Source organism: Pseudomonas sp. AOB-7 (genome assembly GCF_003696305.1).
Taxonomy (GTDB): Bacteria; Pseudomonadota; Gammaproteobacteria; order Pseudomonadales; family Pseudomonadaceae; genus Aquipseudomonas.
Map to the genome: position 1 here is coordinate 119,447 of NZ_RFFK01000006.1, position 15,764 is coordinate 135,210.

Sequence of the window (15,764 nt, forward strand, 5' to 3'; positions counted from 1 at the left end):
GTAGACTGCCCGGCAGCGAGCGGAGGATGGCATGCGCAGAGACGACGAAAGCGGGGCGGCGGCATGATCGCGGCGGAGTTGCTAGCGGGCACCACCCTGGCGGCCGGCTGGCTGATCTACCTGCCGGCGCTGCTCTGGGCCGTCTGGCGGGCCCCCTGGCTGGAGCTGTGCAGCGACTTGCGCCGCCAGCATCTGCTGTTCGGCACCATGCTCGGGCTGTTCCTGCTGTGGCTGGTGCGCCGCGATTTCGACTCGGGGCTGTCCTACCACTTCATCGGCATGACCGCGGTGACCCTGCTGCTGGACTGGCCACTGGCGGTGCTGGCCGGCCTGGCGGCGCAACTCGGCCTGCTCGCCATCGGCCGCCAGGACCTGGCCGCGCTCGGCGTCAACGGCGTGCTGCTGGTGCTGATCCCGGTGCTGGTCACCGAACTGTGCGCGCTGCGGGTGGAGCGCGCGCAGCCGCGCAACCTGTTCGTCTACATCTTCTTCTGCGGTTTCTTCCCGGCGGCGCTGGCCACCCTGCTGACCCTGCTCGGCGGTCTCGGCCTGCTGTGGCTGGACGGCCTGTTCCCCATGCCGCCCTGGCTGGACGACTTCGCCGGCTACCTGTGGCTGGTGATGTTTCCCGAGGCCTTTATCAACGGCACCGTGGTTACCGCGCTGGTGGTGTTCTACCCGGACTGGCTGGAGACCTTCAATCGCAGTCGCTACCTGCAGGCACCGTGGAAGGAGGACGAGCGCGACGAGTGAATCCGTCTGCGCCGCTTGATCCGGATCAATGCCGCGCCGTGGTTTCGCGCCATGCTGGAGCAAACCATTGAGGAGTTGCGCATGAGCATTCACAGTTGGGCCCGAATCGCCCTGGAGGCGGAGCTGCAGAGCGCCGAGGCGCAGGGCTTCGACCGCCTGCTGGCGTTGCGCGCGCTGCTGGCGGAGGTCGTCGAGCAGAGCAGGGGGCTGCGCGATGCGCAGGAGCTGGCGCACGAGCTGCAGTTTCTCGCCGACAACCTCGACGACGAGCGCGATTACGCCTTTATGCGGCCGTAGCCCGGATATGATCCGGGCTACGGCCACGGTTGGTCAGTGCGGGCGGGTCGGCAGTTCGCCGCTGAACAGTTCGTCTTCCAGATGGTCGCCGGGAATGGCGTGCTCCTCGGCGGCCCAGGCGCCGAGGTCGATCAGTTTGCAGCGTTCGCTGCAGAACGGGCGGTAGGTATTTTCGGTTTTCCACTCGACGGGCGCACCGCAGGTGGGGCATTGCACTGTGGTGGTCATGGCTGGCCTCCGCGCAGGGTCAGGTAGAAGGTGTGCAGGCGTTCGACCTCGGCATCCAGCCAGGCCAGGTCGCGGTCGTTGAGCAGCACGTCGTCAGCGTGGCGCAGGCGTTCCTCGCGGCTGGCCTGGGCCTGGAGGATGGCGCGCACCTGCTCCTCGCTGCTCTGGTCGCGGGCCATGGTGCGCTGCACCTGCAGCTCCACCGGGGTGTCGACCACCAGCACGCGCTGGGTCAGGCGCTGCTGGCCGGATTCGACCAGCAGCGGCGACACCAGGATGGCGTAGGGCGACTCGGCGCGCGCCAGCACCTGGACGATCTCCTGGCCGATCAGCGGGTGCAGCAGCGCTTCCAGCCAGCGGCGCTGTTCGGGGTCGGCGAACACCAGTCGGCGCAGGGCGGCGCGGTCCAGTTGGCCGTCGGCCTGCAGCACGCCGGCGCCGAAATGCTCGACTATCTTGCTCAGCGCCGGGCGACCGGGTTCGACCACCCAGCGCGCGGCATGGTCGGCGTCCACCAGGTGCACGCCGCGCTCGATAAAGCCTTGCGCCACCGCGCTCTTGCCACTGCCGATGCCGCCGGTCAGGCCGAGAATCCAGGGTTTCATAGCGAGGTTGCGGTCCCGTTGCTGCTCAAGGCCGCGATTGTAGGGTGGATTCGGCAGCGAAGCGAACAATCCGCCAGTGCGCGGCCGCTATGGCGATCGAGTCGCGGCGTGGCCCGGGTGCATCCGGGGGCAATCCCCCGGATTACGCCGGCGGCCAATCCGGGCCACGGGCTGCGCCGGCTCAGCGATTGACCGGGGTCAGGCGCAGCAGGTGGATGCGGCGACTGTCGGCGTTGAGCACGCGGAAGCGGAACTCGCCGATCTCGGTGACCTCGTTGCGCTTGGGCAGGTGGCCGAAGGCGTTCATCACCAGGCCGCCGACGGTGTCGTACTCGTCGTCGGAGAACTCGCTGTCGAAGGTCTCGTTGAAACTGTCGATCGGCGTCAGCGCCTTGATCAGGAAGTCGCCGGACGGCAGCGGCTTGATATAGCCGTCTTCCTCGACGTCGTGCTCGTCCTCGATGTCGCCGACTATCTGCTCGAGCACGTCCTCGATGGTCACCAGGCCGGCGACGCCGCCGTACTCGTCGATCACCACGGCCATGTGGTTGTGGTTGGCGCGGAACTCGCGCAGCAGCACGTTGAGGCGCTTGGACTCGGGCACGAAGGTGGCCGGGCGCAGCAGGTCCTTGATGTTGAAGCTGGGCTGCTCGCCCGAGAGGATCAGCGGCAGCAGGTCCTTGGCCAGGAGGATGCCGATGACGTCGTCGAGGCTCTCGCCGATCACCGGGTAGCGCGAGTGGGCGGCGTCGATGATGGCGGGGAGGAATTCACGCGGCGTCTGGCTGGCCTTGATGCTGATCATCTGCGAGCGCGGCACCATGATGTCGCGTACCTGCAGGTCGGCGACCTGGATGGCGCCCTCGACAATGGCCAGGGCCTCGCTGTCGAGCAGCTTGTTCTGGTGGGCTTCGCGCAGGACTTCCAGCAGTTCCTGGCGGTTTTTCGGCTCATGAGCAAAAGCCTGGGTCAGTTTGTTCAACCAGGACTTCTGCTCGTTGCTCGATCGGTCTTCGCTCATGGCGTTTACTCGGGGTTCCTTGTCAGGAGGGTTATTCGTCGCCGGCATAAGGGTCGGGATGACCCAGTTCGGCGAGCAATTGTCGTTCCAGTTGTTCCATTTCGAGGGCTTCGTCTTCCTCGATATGGTCGTAGCCCAGCAGGTGCAGGCAGCCGTGGATCACCAGGTGGGCCCAGTGCGCCTCCAGCGTCTTGCCTTGCTCGGCGGCCTCGCGCTCGAGCACCGGCACGCAGATCACCAGGTCGCCCAGCAGCGGGATATCGAGAATCCCGTCAGGAATCTCGGCGGGGAAGGACAGCACGTTGGTGGCGTAGTCCTTGTGCCGCCAGGTGCGGTTCAGCTCGCGGCCTTCGGCTTCGTCGACCAGGCGGATGGTCAGTTCGGAGTCGGCGGTGCGCTGGCGCAGGGCCAGTTCGCACCATTGACGCAGCTGGGCTTCGTCGGGGTGCTGGCCGTCACTGGCCAGTTGCAGGTCCAGTTCAAGCATCGCCGTCCTCGACCTTGCCGTGCAGGCGGTTGTCGTGGCGCTCGTAGGCCTCGACTATGCGTTGCACCAGGGGGTGGCGCACCACGTCCTTGGGCTTGAAGTGGGTGAAGCTGATGCCCGGCACGTCGCGCAGCACGTCGATCACGTGGGTCAGGCCGCTCTTGGTGCCGCGCGGCAGGTCGACCTGGGTGATATCGCCGGTGATCACTGCGGTGGAACCAAAACCGATACGGGTGAGGAACATCTTCATCTGCTCGACCGTGGTGTTCTGGCTCTCGTCGAGGATGATGAAGCTGTTGTTCAGGGTGCGGCCGCGCATATAGGCCAACGGCGCGACCTCGATCACCTGCTTCTCGATCAGCTTGGCCACGTGTTCGAAGCCGAGCATCTCGTACAGCGCGTCGTACAGCGGGCGCAGGTAGGGGTCGATCTTCTGCGCCAGGTCGCCGGGCAGAAAGCCGAGCTTCTCGCCGGCTTCCACCGCCGGGCGCACCAGCAGCATGCGTCGCACCTGCTCGCGCTCCAGGGCGTCCACCGCGCAGGCCACGGCCAAATAGGTCTTGCCGGTGCCGGCCGGACCGATGCCAAAGTTGATGTCGTGGTCGAGGATGGCCTTGACGTAGCGCTGCTGGTTGGCGCCGCGCGGCTTGATCACCCCCTTGCGCGTGCGCAGGCTGACCTGCGGCGCGCTGCTGGGGTTGACCAGTTCCTCGACGCCGGACTCCTGCAGGTACAGGTGCACCAGGTCGGGGGACAGTTCGTTGGCCTTGGTCTCACGGTACAGGCGGCGCAGCAGTTGCTCGGCAGCCTGGGCCTTGTCGCTGCTGCCGAGCAGCTCGAACTGGTTGCCGCGGTTGCGGATCTCCAGGCCGAGGCGTTCTTCGATCAGGCGCAGGTGTTCGTCGAACTGGCCGCAGAGATTGGCGAAACGGCGTGCCTCGAAGGGTTCGAGGACGAAACGATGGGGTTCTAGGGGAGCGTTCAAGGTCGTGTGATGGCCGCCAGTCGGCTGGGGTAGTGAATCGAAGCATAACGCCGGCCGCCCAAGACGCAAAGCGCGGGCGGCTACGGCTTTAGTGGAGGCCCTGTCCGTCGAGCAGGGTGCCGCGCAGCGAGTGGGGCAGGGCGTCGTCGATATGCACGTCGACGAACTGGCCGATCAGCCGCGGATTATCGCAACGGAAGTTGACGATGCGGTTCTGCTCGGTGCGGCCCTGGAGCATGCCCGGGTCCTTCTTCGAGTAGTCGCTGACCAGGATGCGCTGCACGCTGCCGACCATCCGTCGGCTGTTCTCGAAGCCGTACTGATTGATGCGGTGCTGGAGGATGGCCAGGCGCTGCTTCTTCACCTCGTCCGCGGTGTCGTCGACCAGATCGGCTGCCGGCGTGCCGGGGCGCGCGCTGTAGATGAAGGAAAAGGAGAAGTCGAAGCCGATGTCGTCGATCAGCTTCATGGTCTGCTCGAAATCCTTATCGGTCTCGCCGGGGAAGCCGACGATGAAATCCGAGCTGATCAGGATGTCCGGCACCGCGGCGCGCAGCTTGCGGATGCGCGACTTGTACTCCAGCGCCGTGTGGTTGCGCTTCATCGCCGCAAGGATGCGGTCCGAGCCGGACTGCACCGGCAGGTGCAGGTATTTGACCAGCTGCGGGATCTCGGCGTGAGCCTGGATGATGGCGTCGGAGAATTCCAGCGGGTGGCTGGTGGTGTAGCGGATGCGGTCGATGCCGTCGAGCGCCGCCACCGCGTGCAGCAGCTCGGCGAAATCGACGATGCGCCCGTCCGGCGCCGCGCCGCGGTAGCCGTTGACGTTCTGGCCGAGCAGGGTGACTTCCTTGACTCCCTTGTCGGCGAGCTGGGTGATCTCCAGCAGCACGTCGGCCAGCGGCCGGCTGACCTCCTCGCCGCGGGTGTAGGGCACCACGCAGAAGGTGCAGTACTTGCTGCAGCCTTCCATCACCGAGACGAAGGCGCTGGGGCCATCGACGCGCGGTTCGGGCAGGCGGTCGAACTTCTCGATCTCGGGGAAGCTGATGTCGACCTGAGCGGTCTTGGTACTGCGTGCGGCGTCGATCATTTCCGGCAGGCGGTGCAGGGTCTGCGGGCCGAACACCACGTCGACGTAGGGCGCGCGGTCGCGGATCGCCGCACCTTCCTGGCTGGCCACGCAGCCGCCGACGCCGATCACCAGATCCGGGTTGGCCAACTTCAGCTCGCGCCAGCGACCGAGCTGGGAGAACACCTTGTCCTGAGCTTTTTCGCGGATCGAGCAGGTATTGAGCAGGATGACGTCGGCTTCTTCGGGTTTTTCCGTGACCTCCAGGGCCTGATGCTCGCCCAGCAGGTCGACCATGCGCGAGCTGTCGTACTCGTTCATCTGGCAACCGTGGGTTTCGATATAGAGCTTCTTGGTCATGGCGCTGTCTGGGCTGGTTAAAAAATGACCGCGCATTATAGGGGAGCGGCGGGCATCAGGCTACAAGAGCTGCCGCAAGCCTCAAGCATTGCATGGCCCAGATTTCATCCAGGCTAGCCTTGTGCGCTGTGCTATTCTGCTTGCCCCTGTTTTTCCTGACTTCGAGTCTTCATGAGCAAGCGCGACCCCATCTACAAGGTGATCTTCCTCAACCAGGGCCAGGTGTACGAGATGTACGCCAAGCAGATCTTCCAGAGCGATCTGTGGGGCTTCCTGGAGGTGGAGGAGTTCGTCTTCGGCGAGCGTACCCAGGTGGTGGTCGACCCCAGCGAGGAGAAGCTCAAGGCCCAGTTCGACGGCGTGGTGCGCAGCTTCGTGCCGATGCACGCGATCATCCGTATCGACGAGGTGGAGCGCCTGGGCACGCCGAAGATCAGCGAAGCCAAGGGCGGCGGCAACGTCATGCCGTTTCCCATGCCGATGCCGGACAAGTAAGCGGCAGGCCACGAGCTACAGCTAGGTAGGGTCAGGGCAAGGGCGCGAAGGGCGAGCGGCCTTCGGCGGCCTGCAGCTCCAGCAGGTAGTTGCGGAAGATCTGTCCCAGCACCTGGCTGGCGATTTCCAGTTCATCGCGGCGCATCTGCGCCGACACCAGGTCGGCGGTGTCCATGGCCTCGTCCGAACCGTTGACCGAGGCCATCTTCAGCACGATATAGGCTTGCACGTTGTTCGCCGGCACCCCTTCGCCGCGAAAGAACATGGTGCCCAGGCGCAGCTGCGCCTCGGCATGCCCCTGCAGCGAAGCGCGTTCGAACCAGGTCAGCGCCTGCTTGAGGTCGCGCGGGGCGCGTTTGCCGTCGTAGTGGTATTCGCCGAGTTCGAACGCCGCCTGGACGTTGCCGCCGCGGGCCATTTCCTGGCAGCTGGCCAGGGCATCGGGCAGGTCTTCGGGGGCGCCGTTGAGGGCGCAGCTGCCGGTTGCGGGGATCAACAGGGAGTTGCCGCCGGCGTGTGCGAACAGCGGGAGGAAAAGCAACAGGCAGCCCAGGGTCAGGGTGCGGCCGGTGCGGTTCATCTGGATAACGGGACCTCGGCGGTTCGGGGTGGGGGACATGCCCGGCCGGCGTAAAGCGTGCCGGCCGTCGCATTATGAAATAAACCGCGCGCTTCTTACAAAACCTTTACCCGGTCGATTGCCGTGCGCTGCCCGGCAGGCTCAGCAGCAGCCAGGCCAGCAGCGGATAGGCCGGGGTGAGCAGGCCGTGGAACAGGTCGACGCGGCGCAGCGGGCCGATGAAACCCTCGGTGCCCAGCGCCAGGCCGGCCAGCAGAAACAGTCCGACCACTGCCGCGGCAGCGGCCGGCGGCGCGCGCCGCGGCCACTGCAGGACGCCGGCGTAGAGAATCAGCGCCAGGGTGGCCAGGTTCAGCGCCAGGCGGTAGTCCTCCAGGTAGCCGAGCTGGCGGAACAGCTCGAAGAAGGCGCACAGCCCCAGCACGATGCGTCCCCAGTTCGGCCGGCTCCAGGCCCAGCCGCGGCCCAGCGCCAGGGCGGCGGCGCCGAGCAGGGGCAGGGCGAGAAAGCTGCTGGCCTGGGAGAGCCACAGGTGCGCGCCCTGCCAGCCGGGGTCGAAGCCGTAGCGCAGCATGCCGACGCCTGCCGCCGCGGCCGGCAGCAGGAAACCCAGCAGGGCGCAGAACAGCGCCGGCTGATCGGCCTCGCCATAGTGCTTGCGGGCCTTGCCGATGACCAGCGCGCAGGCCAGGCAGGCCAGCGCGAGCACACCATCGGAGAGCGCGGTGCTGTACTGCATCAGGCTTTTTTCAGTTCGGCGAAGGCGCGCTCGGCGGCGTCCAGGGTCAGTTGCAGTTCGGCCTCGCCGTGGGCGATGGAGGTGAAACCGGCTTCATAGGCGCTGGGCGCCAGGTACACGCCGCCGTCCAGCATCAGGTGGAAGAAGCGCTTGAAGCGTTCGACGTCGCTGGCCATCACGTCGGCGAAGGTGACGATGTCGTCGGCGCCGCTGAAGTACAGGCCGAACATGGCGCCGGCCTGGGTGGTGACGAAGGGGATGCCGGCGGCATCGGCCCGCTGCTGCAGGCCGTCGAGCATGCGCGTGGTGTAGTCGGAGAGTTCGCTGTGGAAGCCCGGGCGGCTGATCAGCTTGAGGGTGGTCAGGCCGGCGGCCATGGCCAGCGGGTTACCCGACAGGGTGCCGGCCTGATAGACCGGGCCGAGCGGGGCGACGCACTCCATGATCGCGCGCTTGCCGCCGAAGCAGCCGACCGGCATGCCGCCGCCGATGATCTTGCCGAAGGTGGTCAGGTCCGGGGTGACGCCGTAGTGCGCCTGGGCTCCGCCGAGGGCGACGCGAAAACCGGTCATCACCTCGTCGAAGATCAGCACCACGCCGTGTTGGTCGCACAGCGCGCGCAGGCCTTCGAGGAAACCCGGCGCCGGCGGCACGCAGTTCATGTTGCCGGCCACCGGCTCGACGATGATGCACGCGACTTCCTTGCCGACCTGCGCCAGGCACTCGGCCACAGCGTCGATGTCGTTGAACGGCAGGGTCAGAGTGTGCTTGGCGAAGGCCGCCGGCACGCCGGCGGAGTTCGGTACGCCCTGGGTCAGTGCGCCGGAACCGGCCTTGACCAGCAGGCTGTCGGAGTGGCCGTGGTAGCAGCCTTCGAACTTGATGATGCTGTCGCGGCCGGTGTAGCCACGGGCCAGGCGGATGGCGCTCATGGTCGCCTCGGTGCCGGAGCTGACCATGCGCACCATCTCCATCGACGGCACCAGCGAGCAGACCAGCTCGGCCATCTCGGTTTCCAGCGCGGTCGGCGCGCCGTAGGACAGGCCGTGCTGCAGCTGGCGACGCACCGAGTCGAGCACCTCCGGGTGGCTGTGGCCGAGGATCATCGGGCCCCAGGAGCCGACGTAGTCGACGTAGCGCTTGTCGTCTTCGTCCACCACATAGGCGCCTTCGGCGTGCTTGAAGAACAGCGGGGTGCCGCCGACGCTCTTGAAGGCGCGCACCGGCGAGTTGACGCCGCCGGGGATGTGTTTCTGCGCGTTGGTGAACAAAATTTCGGAACGGGACATGGCAGGTCTCTCTACAAACGAATCAGTCGAACAGCGCGGCGAAGGCGCGGGCGCGGTCTTCCACCTCGGTGGCGCAGTCCGCGGCGAACAGGGCGTGAATCACCGCGACCAGGCTGGCGCCGCGGGCGATCAGGCCGGGGGCGTTGTCCAGGGTCACGCCGCCGATGGCGACGATGGGCTGGGCAAAGCGCGCGCGCGCCTCGTCCAGCAGCTCCAGGGTGGCGGCCGGGGCGCCGGGCTTGGTGTTGGAGTTGAAGAAGCGGCCGAAGGCGATGTAGCTGGCGCCTTCGGCGACTGCGCGCTCGGCCAGCTCCAGCTGGGCATGGCAGGTGCCGCCGATCACGGCATCGGCACCGAGGCGGGCGCGGGCCGTGGCCAGCGAACCGTCGCTCTGACCCAGGTGCAGGCCGACGTTCAGCCGTGCGGCCAGCTTCAGGTCGTCGTTGATGATCAGCGTGGCGCCGTGGCGGGCGCAGAGTTCGGCCAGGGCCTGGGCTTCGTCGAAACGGCGCACGGCATCGGCGGACTTGTCGCGGTACTGCAGCAGACGCGCGCCGCCGCGCAGCGCGGCCTCGGCGTAGGGCAGCAGCTTGCCGCCGACCAGCAGCGGTGTGTCGGTGATGGCGTAGAGGCCGCGCAGCGCCGCAGTCATTGGGCGAAGTCCAGCGGCAGGCGGCGCGGGATGTACTGACCGCGACCGGGCTGTTCGGCGTCGCGCAGGGTGCGCCAGGTGTAGTCGAGGGCGCTCTTCACCGCGCTGACCAGTTCCTCGCCCAGCGCCAGGCGGCCGGCCAGGGTGCTGGCCAGGGTGCAGCCGGAGCCGTGGTAGCTGCCGGGCAGGCGCGGGCAGGTGAAGTCGTGGCGACTGCCGTCGCGGCAATACAGGCGGTTGTGCACCTCGCGCTCGTCGCCGTGGCCGCCGGTGATCAGCAGGTAGTCGATATGGGGCAGCAGCTTCTCGGCGCATTCATCGGCCGTGCCGTCCGGCAGTTCGGCAAGGATGCGCGCTTCCGGCAGGTTCGGCGTGGCGATGGTCGATACGGCGAACAGCCGTTCGCGCATGGCGTAGCCGACTTCGTCCTTGCCCAGGGCACCGCCGCCGCCGGCGCGCAGCACCGGGTCGCAGACCAGCGGCACGCCGGGCAGCTGGCTCATCAGCTCGAGCACGGTGTCGACCATCTCCGTCGAGCCGAGCATGCCCAGCTTGACGGCGGCCACCGGCAGGTCGGCGATCACCGCGCGGGCCTGGGCCAGCACCCAGTCGCGGTCGAGCACACGGAAATCGGCGACGTCGACCGTGTCCTGCACGGTCAGCGCGGTTACCGTCGGGGCGGCGTGGCAGCCCTGGGCCAGCAGGGCTTCGATATCGGCTTGCAGGCCGGCACCACCACTGGGGTCGTGGCCGGACAGGCAGAGCACTACGGGGCGGGAATGAGTCATGTTCATGGCCGCCGAGCTTACCACCAAATCGCTCGGGCGAGACCGCCCGGTCGCCTGCGGCGCGGTGCCGCGCGATGGAAAAACTGTCGGCTGGATCAGACTTGCTGTCATTTCGCCAGGCGACGCCTGTGCTAGAGTGCCGCGCTATCGACAACTCTGCCCCGAGGCGGCGTGCGAGGCGGTGAGCGGGCGGCTCCCGGCGCGCCGCAGCGGGTTCTGGCCGGGCCGCATGCGCTACCTTCTTCTCTGTTTTTTCCTCCTGATGCCTGGCCTGGCCAGTGCCCTGGTGTTCGACGAACACAGTCGCAGCCTGCCGCTGGGTCAGGCCATGCACGTGTTCGAGGACGTGCGCGGCGATGCCAGCATCGACGACATCGCCTCGCCGGCGCTGCAGGACAGCTTCCGCCGGCACGACAAGCCGGTGCTCAACGCCGGCTATTCGCGCTCGGTGTTCTGGCTGCGCCTGGACCTGGAGTACCGCCCGCAGCAGGCGACCGGCGCGCGCAACTGGCTGCTGGAACTGGCCTACCCGCCGCTGGATCACCTGGAGCTCTACCTGCCCGACGCCGACGGCGGCTTCGTTCTGGCGCAGCGCACCGGCGACGCCTTGCCCTTCGTCAGCCGGCAGATCAAGCAGAACAACTACCTGTTCGAGCTCAACCTGGCACCGGGCCAGCCGCAGCGCCTCTACCTGCGCCTGGAGAGCCAGGGTTCGATCCAGGCGCCGCTGACGCTGTGGGCGCCCCACGCCTACCTGGAAGAGCAGCCCGGACGCATCTACGTGCTCGGCATCATCTACGGCGTGCTGCTGGTGATGCTGGTGTACAACCTGTTCATCTTCCTCAGCGTGCGCGACACCAGCTACCTCTACTACATCCTCTATATCGCCTCGTTCGGCCTCTACCAGGTGTCGGTCAACGGCGCCGGCATCGAGTACTTCTGGCCCGACAACCCCTGGTGGGCCAACGCCGCCACGCCCTTTTTGATCGGCTCGGCGGCGCTGTTCGGCTGCCAGTTCGCCCGCAGCTTCCTGCACACCGGCGAACACAGCCCCTGGATCGACCGCCTGCTGCTGCTGCTGATGGCCTGCGGCGCCGCGGTGATGATCCTGGCGCTGAGCGTCAGCTACGCCACCGCGCTGCGCCTGGCCACCTACCTGGCGCTGCTGTTCACCGTGGCGATCTTCAGTGCCGGGGTGCTGGCCTGGCTGCGCGGCATGCGCGTGGCGCGCTACTTCATCATCGCCTGGAGCGCGTTCCTGATCGGCGGGGCGATCAACACCCTGATGGTGCTCGGCTACCTGCCCAACGTGTTTCTCACCATGTACGCCAGCCAGATCGGCTCGGCGCTGGAAGTGGGCCTGCTGTCGCTGGCGCTGGCCGACCGCATCAACGCGATGAAGGAAGAGCGCGCGCGCATCCTCCAGGAGGCCGGGCGCAAGCTGGAGGCGCTGAACCAGGAGCTGGCCAACAGCAACCGCTTCAAGGACGAGTTCCTCGCCACCGTCACCCACGAGCTGCGCACGCCGATGAACGGGGTGATCGGCTCGCTGGAGCTGATGCAGACGGTCAGCCTGGACGTCGAACTGGCCCAGTACCAGCGCACCGCCGCCAGCTCGGCGCGCGACATGATGCGCATGGTCAACGACATCCTCGCCCTCACCGAGCTGCAGGCCGGCAAGCTCTACCCGCGGCGCGAGCCGTTCAGCCTGCGCGGCCTGTTCGACGGCCTGCGCGCGCAGTACGCGCCGCGGGCCCAGGACAAGGGGCTGCGCTTCGACCTGGAACTGGACGACAGCCTGCCCGATATCCTCGAAGGCGATGCCGCCAAGCTGGCCCGGGCCTTGGGCTATCTGCTGGACAACGCCATCAAGTTCACCAGCCAGGGAGGCGTGACCCTGCAGGTCGGCCGCGCCGGCAACGGCGGCGACTGCCTGCCGCTGAGCGTGCTGGTGAGCGACACCGGCATCGGTTTCGAGCCGGACGACGGACTGCTCTACCGGCGCTTCCAGCAGCTCGACGGCTCGATGACCCGCAAGTACGGCGGCCTCGGCATCGGCCTGGCGATCTGCCGGCAACTGGTCGACTTGCTCGGCGGCAGCCTCGGCCACGAGTCGCAGCCGGGGCAGGGCAGCCGCTTTCGCCTCGACGTGCCGCTGACCCTGCCGCTGCAGCCGCCGATGGCGGCCGCGCGTCCCGGTCGAGCGCCGGGCGGCGCGTTGCAGCGCCTGGCGCAGCAGTGCAGCGTGCTGATCGTCGAGGACAACGCGATCAACCAGCTGGTCACCCGCGGCATGCTGCTCAAGCTCGGCTACCGCGTACGCACCGCCGACAACGGCGCCGAAGCCCTGGAACTGCTGCGCAGCGAGACGGTGGACGCGGTACTGCTCGACTGCCAGATGCCGGTGATGGACGGCTTCGCCACCTGCCGTGCGCTGCGTGCCCTGCCGGGCTGCGCCGAGCTGCCGGTGTTGGCGATCACCGCGCACAGCCACAGCGGCGACCGCGAACGCTGCCTGGCTGCGGGCATGAGCGACTACCTGGCCAAGCCGGTGAAGTTCGACGAGCTGCGCGTGCTGCTGCACGACTGGGTGCTGTGCCGCCCGGCGAGCCCTTCGCTGACCGCCAGCTCGTCCTGAACCTGCTGGCGCCGCGCGCCTGCTTTCCTGCGGGCGCCTTGCATTCTGACGCCCGTTCGGCCGCAGTTTTGGCCGGAACGTCGCTTTAGCCATGGTCTGAATCCTGATTCACTGATGCCGTGTGAATCGGGATTCAGACCATGGCCTACCGTCCCAGCGAAGCGCGGCTCGACCGCGATCAGGCGTTGCGTCAACGCATCCTCGTCTGTGCCCTGCAGCGGGTGGTCGATGGCGGCTTCGCTGCGTTGACCATGCAGGCGCTGGCCGAGGACGTCGGCATCGCCACCGGCAGCCTGTACCGGCATTTTCGCAGCAAGGGCGAACTGGCCGCCGAGGTGTTCGCCGACGCCAGCCAGCGCGAGGTCGATGCCCTGGCCGCCACCCTGCGTGCGCCGGGCAGCGCGCCGCAGCGCCTGCGCGCAGGCCTCGAACAGTTCGCCGCGCGCGCCTGGCACAGCCGCCGCCTGGCCTTCGCCCTGATCGCCGAGCCGGTCGACCCCGAGGTGGACGAGCAGCGCCTGCTGTACCGCGAGGCCTACGCCGAACTCTTTACCGATCTGCTCGAGGAGGGCGTGCGCCGCGGCGAATTTCGCCTCGAGCAGGTCGGCCTGGTCGCCGCCTGCCTGGTCGGCGCCATCGCCGAGGCCCTGGTCGGTCCGCTCTCTCCCCCGGCCCGCGCCGCCCGTGCGGCGGGCCACCCCGCCCTGGAGCTGGCCGACGTCAGCGCCAGCCTGGTCACCTTCTGCCTGCGCGCCGTCGGCGCCGAGGAACTGCCGCGATGAAACCCAGCCTGCATGCCGAAACCCATGAGGTGTTCAACCAGGTGCCGAGCCTGGACGGCGCCAACCTCTATCGCCTCGACCTGCCGCTACAGGAGTGGATTCGCCGCTACGATGGTGCCTGGGCCCACGAGCGTTTGAGCGCCTATGGTGCGCTGGCCGGCGGCTCCCTGATGCAGGCCGGCTTTCTTGCCAACGAGAACAAACCGGTGTTCAAGAGTCATGATCGCTACGGCAATCGCATCGACCTGGTCGAGTTTCACCCGGCCTACCACGAGCTGATGCGCACGGCGGTCGAGCATGGCCTGCCATCGCTGCCCTGGACCGATCCGCGCGCCGGCGCCCATGTCGCCCGTGCCGGCCTGACCTATATGCACAGCCAGGCCGAGGCCGCCAGCGGCTGCCCGTTGACCATGACCTTCGCTGCCGTGCCGGCCATCCGCCTGCAGCCGAACGTAGCCGAGCAGTGGCTGCCGAAGATCCTCTCCAGCCAGTACGACCCGCGCAACCTGCCGATGGAGCAGAAGACTGGCGTGACCATCGGCATGGCCATGACCGAGAAGCAGGGCGGCACCGATGTGCGTGCCAACACCACTCGCGCCTATCCCATCGGCCTTGGCGGGCCTGGGCAGGGCTATGAGCTGGTGGGCCACAAGTGGTTCTGCTCGGCGCCGATGTGCGACGCCTTCCTCACCCTGGCCTACACCGACAAGGGCCTGTCGTGCTTCCTGCTGCCGCGCCACCGTCCGGACGGCACGCGCAACGCGTTCTACATCCAGCGCCTGAAGAACAAGCTGGGCAACTGGGCCAACGCCTCCAGCGAGGTGGAATACCGCGGCGCCTTCGCCTGGATGCTCGGCGAGGAGGGGCGCGGCGTGCCGACCATCATCGAGATGGTGGCCATGACCCGTTTCGACTGCATGGTCGGCTCCAGCAGCCTGATGCGCCAGGCGCTGACCCAGGCCGCGCACCACTGCGCGCACCGTCAGGTCGGCGGCAAGCTGCTCGCCGACCAGCCGCTGATGCTGAACGTGCTGGCCGACCTGGCGCTGGAGAGCGAGGCGGCGCTGGCCTTGTCCATGCGCATGGGCCGCGCGCTGGATCACCTGCATGACGAGCAGGAAGACAAGTTCGCCCGCCTGGTCACCGCCGTGGGCAAGTACTGGATCTGCAAACGCGCGCCGGAGATGATCTACGAGGCCAGCGAGTGCATGGGCGGCGCCGGTTACGTCGAGGAAACCATCCTGCCGCGCCTGTACCGCGAAGCGCCGGTCAACTCGATCTGGGAGGGCTCGGGCAACGTGCAGTGCCTGGACGTGCTGCGCGCCCTGTCGAAGGAGTCGGGCGTGCTCGACGCGCTGTTCGCCGAGCTGGGCGACGGTCACGGCGATACCCGTCTGAAGGCGCATATCCAGCGCTTGAAGGCCGATTTTGCGGATACCGCCGACATCCAGTACCGCGCCCGCCAGCTCACCGAGGACGTGGCCGTCGGCCTGCAGGCCAAGCTGCTGCTGGAGGCCGGCAACGCCACGGTGTCCGACGCCTTTATCGCCAGCCGCCTGGAAGGCCGCGGCCGGGTCTACGGCACCCTGCCGCGCGGCGTCGACGTCGAAGCACTGCTGGCGCGCAGCATGCCGCAGCTGGGCTGAGGGGCGGATCGCCTGAGCAAGGCCTTCCCGCCACGTTGAATTGCCCGGCCGGGCCGGCGCCGCGCCAGCCCTGGGGCGGCGGTCGGCAGAGCGGTTGGGTCGGGATGTGCTCGCGCGCGGCGCTGTCTTTTGTGCGTGCGGCCGGGTAAGGTGGCCGCCGATGGTTCCGGCCCCAGGGTCGGATGAAAAGGGAACAGGGTGTGGCGCCGCGTCGCCAATGCCCTGGCTGCCCCCGCAACTGTAAGCGGCGAACGACGCCCATATGCCACTGGCCCACAGGCCGGGAAGGCGGGCGAAGTGTCGAGCCGCGAGCCAGGAGACCTGCCATCGCCGTCGGGCGCTTGCGC

Annotated in this window: 16 protein-coding genes, 1 pseudogene and 1 riboswitch; of the genes and pseudogenes, 6 read left to right on the forward strand and 11 right to left on the reverse strand. The window is 67.8% G+C overall.

Annotated elements, in window-relative coordinates:
• The first annotated feature begins 63 nt into the window (after positions 1–63).
• Both EA796_RS13500 and EA796_RS13505 read left to right on the forward strand, forming a co-directional pair.
• On the forward strand, positions 64–753 hold the full coding sequence (locus EA796_RS13500) for an energy-coupling factor ABC transporter permease (protein WP_021443100.1): 690 nt from the start codon (positions 64–66) through the stop codon (positions 751–753).
• Positions 754–834: 81 nt separating this feature from the next.
• A complete protein-coding gene (locus EA796_RS13505; protein ID WP_122109102.1) occupies positions 835–1,050 on the forward strand; it encodes a hypothetical protein in 216 nt (71 codons plus the stop codon).
• A gap of 33 nt (positions 1,051–1,083) precedes the next feature.
• On the opposite strand, the gene yacG is transcribed toward EA796_RS13505, so the two are convergent.
• From yacG to miaB, 6 genes and pseudogenes are all read right to left on the reverse strand, one after another.
• Positions 1,084–1,278, reverse strand: coding sequence for a DNA gyrase inhibitor YacG (yacG, locus tag EA796_RS13510; protein ID WP_021443098.1), 195 nt, complete (start codon positions 1,276–1,278; stop codon positions 1,084–1,086).
• Positions 1,275–1,883 (reverse strand): dephospho-CoA kinase, encoded by a 609-nt coding sequence (coaE, locus tag EA796_RS13515; RefSeq protein WP_122108964.1) that lies wholly within the window; start codon positions 1,881–1,883, stop codon positions 1,275–1,277. The genes yacG and coaE overlap by 4 nt, the downstream gene beginning before the upstream one ends.
• Positions 1,884–2,064: 181 nt before the next feature.
• Positions 2,065–2,904 (reverse strand): HlyC/CorC family transporter, encoded by an 840-nt coding sequence (locus tag EA796_RS13520; RefSeq protein WP_021443096.1) that lies wholly within the window; start codon positions 2,902–2,904, stop codon positions 2,065–2,067.
• A gap of 15 nt (positions 2,905–2,919) precedes the next feature.
• Positions 2,920–3,391: pseudogene (gene ybeY, locus EA796_RS13525) on the reverse strand (rRNA maturation RNase YbeY); the annotation flags it as partial.
• Positions 3,384–4,376 (reverse strand): PhoH family protein, encoded by a 993-nt coding sequence (locus EA796_RS13530; RefSeq protein WP_122108966.1) that lies wholly within the window; start codon positions 4,374–4,376, stop codon positions 3,384–3,386. The pseudogene ybeY and the gene EA796_RS13530, both read right to left, overlap by 8 nt.
• Before the next feature lie 88 nt (positions 4,377–4,464).
• On the reverse strand, positions 4,465–5,808 hold the full coding sequence (miaB, locus tag EA796_RS13535) for a tRNA (N6-isopentenyl adenosine(37)-C2)-methylthiotransferase MiaB (RefSeq protein WP_178082563.1): 1,344 nt from the start codon (positions 5,806–5,808) through the stop codon (positions 4,465–4,467).
• Between the two features lie 171 nt (positions 5,809–5,979).
• Here miaB and EA796_RS13540 point away from each other — a divergent pair, with 171 nt between their 5' ends.
• Positions 5,980–6,303, forward strand: coding sequence for a DUF1820 family protein (locus EA796_RS13540; protein WP_021443092.1), 324 nt, complete (start codon positions 5,980–5,982; stop codon positions 6,301–6,303).
• 31 nt (positions 6,304–6,334) lie between these two features.
• Here EA796_RS13540 and EA796_RS13545 read toward each other — a convergent pair whose 3' ends face one another.
• The 5 genes from EA796_RS13545 to EA796_RS13565 all read right to left on the reverse strand — a co-directional run bounded on the left by EA796_RS13545 (position 6,335) and on the right by EA796_RS13565 (position 10,357).
• Positions 6,335–6,883, reverse strand: a complete 549-nt coding sequence (locus EA796_RS13545; protein ID WP_122108968.1) for a tetratricopeptide repeat protein — start codon at positions 6,881–6,883, stop codon at positions 6,335–6,337.
• A 106-nt stretch (positions 6,884–6,989) separates the two neighbouring features.
• Entirely contained in the window at positions 6,990–7,622 is a 633-nt protein-coding gene (locus EA796_RS13550) for a hypothetical protein (protein WP_122108969.1), read from the reverse strand.
• Entirely contained in the window at positions 7,622–8,911 is a 1,290-nt protein-coding gene (gene hemL, locus EA796_RS13555) for a glutamate-1-semialdehyde 2,1-aminomutase (protein WP_122108970.1), read from the reverse strand. Before hemL ends, EA796_RS13550 begins: the two co-directional genes overlap by 1 nt.
• A gap of 22 nt (positions 8,912–8,933) precedes the next feature.
• Positions 8,934–9,563 (reverse strand): thiamine phosphate synthase, encoded by a 630-nt coding sequence (thiE, locus tag EA796_RS13560; RefSeq protein ID WP_122108971.1) that lies wholly within the window; start codon positions 9,561–9,563, stop codon positions 8,934–8,936.
• Complete coding sequence (locus tag EA796_RS13565; protein WP_122108972.1) at positions 9,560–10,357, reverse strand: bifunctional hydroxymethylpyrimidine kinase/phosphomethylpyrimidine kinase; 798 nt, start codon at positions 10,355–10,357, stop codon at positions 9,560–9,562. The genes thiE and EA796_RS13565 overlap by 4 nt, the downstream gene beginning before the upstream one ends.
• A 223-nt stretch (positions 10,358–10,580) precedes the next feature.
• Here EA796_RS13565 and EA796_RS13570 point away from each other — a divergent pair, with 223 nt between their 5' ends.
• From EA796_RS13570 to EA796_RS13580, 3 genes are all read left to right on the forward strand, one after another.
• Complete coding sequence (locus tag EA796_RS13570; protein ID WP_122108973.1) at positions 10,581–12,989, forward strand: hybrid sensor histidine kinase/response regulator; 2,409 nt, start codon at positions 10,581–10,583, stop codon at positions 12,987–12,989.
• A 140-nt stretch (positions 12,990–13,129) separates the two neighbouring features.
• Positions 13,130–13,771, forward strand: a complete 642-nt coding sequence (locus EA796_RS13575) for a TetR/AcrR family transcriptional regulator (protein WP_122108974.1) — start codon at positions 13,130–13,132, stop codon at positions 13,769–13,771.
• On the forward strand, positions 13,768–15,417 hold the full coding sequence (locus tag EA796_RS13580; protein WP_122108975.1) for an acyl-CoA dehydrogenase family protein: 1,650 nt from the start codon (positions 13,768–13,770) through the stop codon (positions 15,415–15,417). Before EA796_RS13575 ends, EA796_RS13580 begins: the two co-directional genes overlap by 4 nt.
• A gap of 144 nt (positions 15,418–15,561) precedes the next feature.
• Positions 15,562–15,761, forward strand: a riboswitch (cobalamin riboswitch).
• Positions 15,762–15,764 lie beyond the last annotated feature (3 nt).

Coding starts and splice junctions, on each gene's coding strand:
- EA796_RS13500 (WP_021443100.1), top strand. CDS start 64: ATGATCGCGGCGGAGTTGCTAGCGGGCACCACCCTGGCGGCCGGCTGG.
- EA796_RS13505 (WP_122109102.1), top strand. CDS start 835: ATGAGCATTCACAGTTGGGCCCGAATCGCCCTGGAGGCGGAGCTGCAG.
- yacG (WP_021443098.1), bottom strand. CDS start 1,278: ATGACCACCACAGTGCAATGCCCCACCTGCGGTGCGCCCGTCGAGTGG.
- coaE (WP_122108964.1), bottom strand. CDS start 1,883: ATGAAACCCTGGATTCTCGGCCTGACCGGCGGCATCGGCAGTGGCAAG.
- EA796_RS13520 (WP_021443096.1), bottom strand. CDS start 2,904: ATGAGCGAAGACCGATCGAGCAACGAGCAGAAGTCCTGGTTGAACAAA.
- miaB (WP_178082563.1), bottom strand. CDS start 5,808: ATGACCAAGAAGCTCTATATCGAAACCCACGGTTGCCAGATGAACGAG.
- EA796_RS13540 (WP_021443092.1), top strand. CDS start 5,980: ATGAGCAAGCGCGACCCCATCTACAAGGTGATCTTCCTCAACCAGGGC.
- EA796_RS13545 (WP_122108968.1), bottom strand. CDS start 6,883: ATGAACCGCACCGGCCGCACCCTGACCCTGGGCTGCCTGTTGCTTTTC.
- EA796_RS13550 (WP_122108969.1), bottom strand. CDS start 7,622: ATGCAGTACAGCACCGCGCTCTCCGATGGTGTGCTCGCGCTGGCCTGC.
- hemL (WP_122108970.1), bottom strand. CDS start 8,911: ATGTCCCGTTCCGAAATTTTGTTCACCAACGCGCAGAAACACATCCCC.
- thiE (WP_122108971.1), bottom strand. CDS start 9,563: ATGACTGCGGCGCTGCGCGGCCTCTACGCCATCACCGACACACCGCTG.
- EA796_RS13565 (WP_122108972.1), bottom strand. CDS start 10,357: ATGAACATGACTCATTCCCGCCCCGTAGTGCTCTGCCTGTCCGGCCAC.
- EA796_RS13570 (WP_122108973.1), top strand. CDS start 10,581: ATGCGCTACCTTCTTCTCTGTTTTTTCCTCCTGATGCCTGGCCTGGCC.
- EA796_RS13575 (WP_122108974.1), top strand. CDS start 13,130: ATGGCCTACCGTCCCAGCGAAGCGCGGCTCGACCGCGATCAGGCGTTG.
- EA796_RS13580 (WP_122108975.1), top strand. CDS start 13,768: ATGAAACCCAGCCTGCATGCCGAAACCCATGAGGTGTTCAACCAGGTG.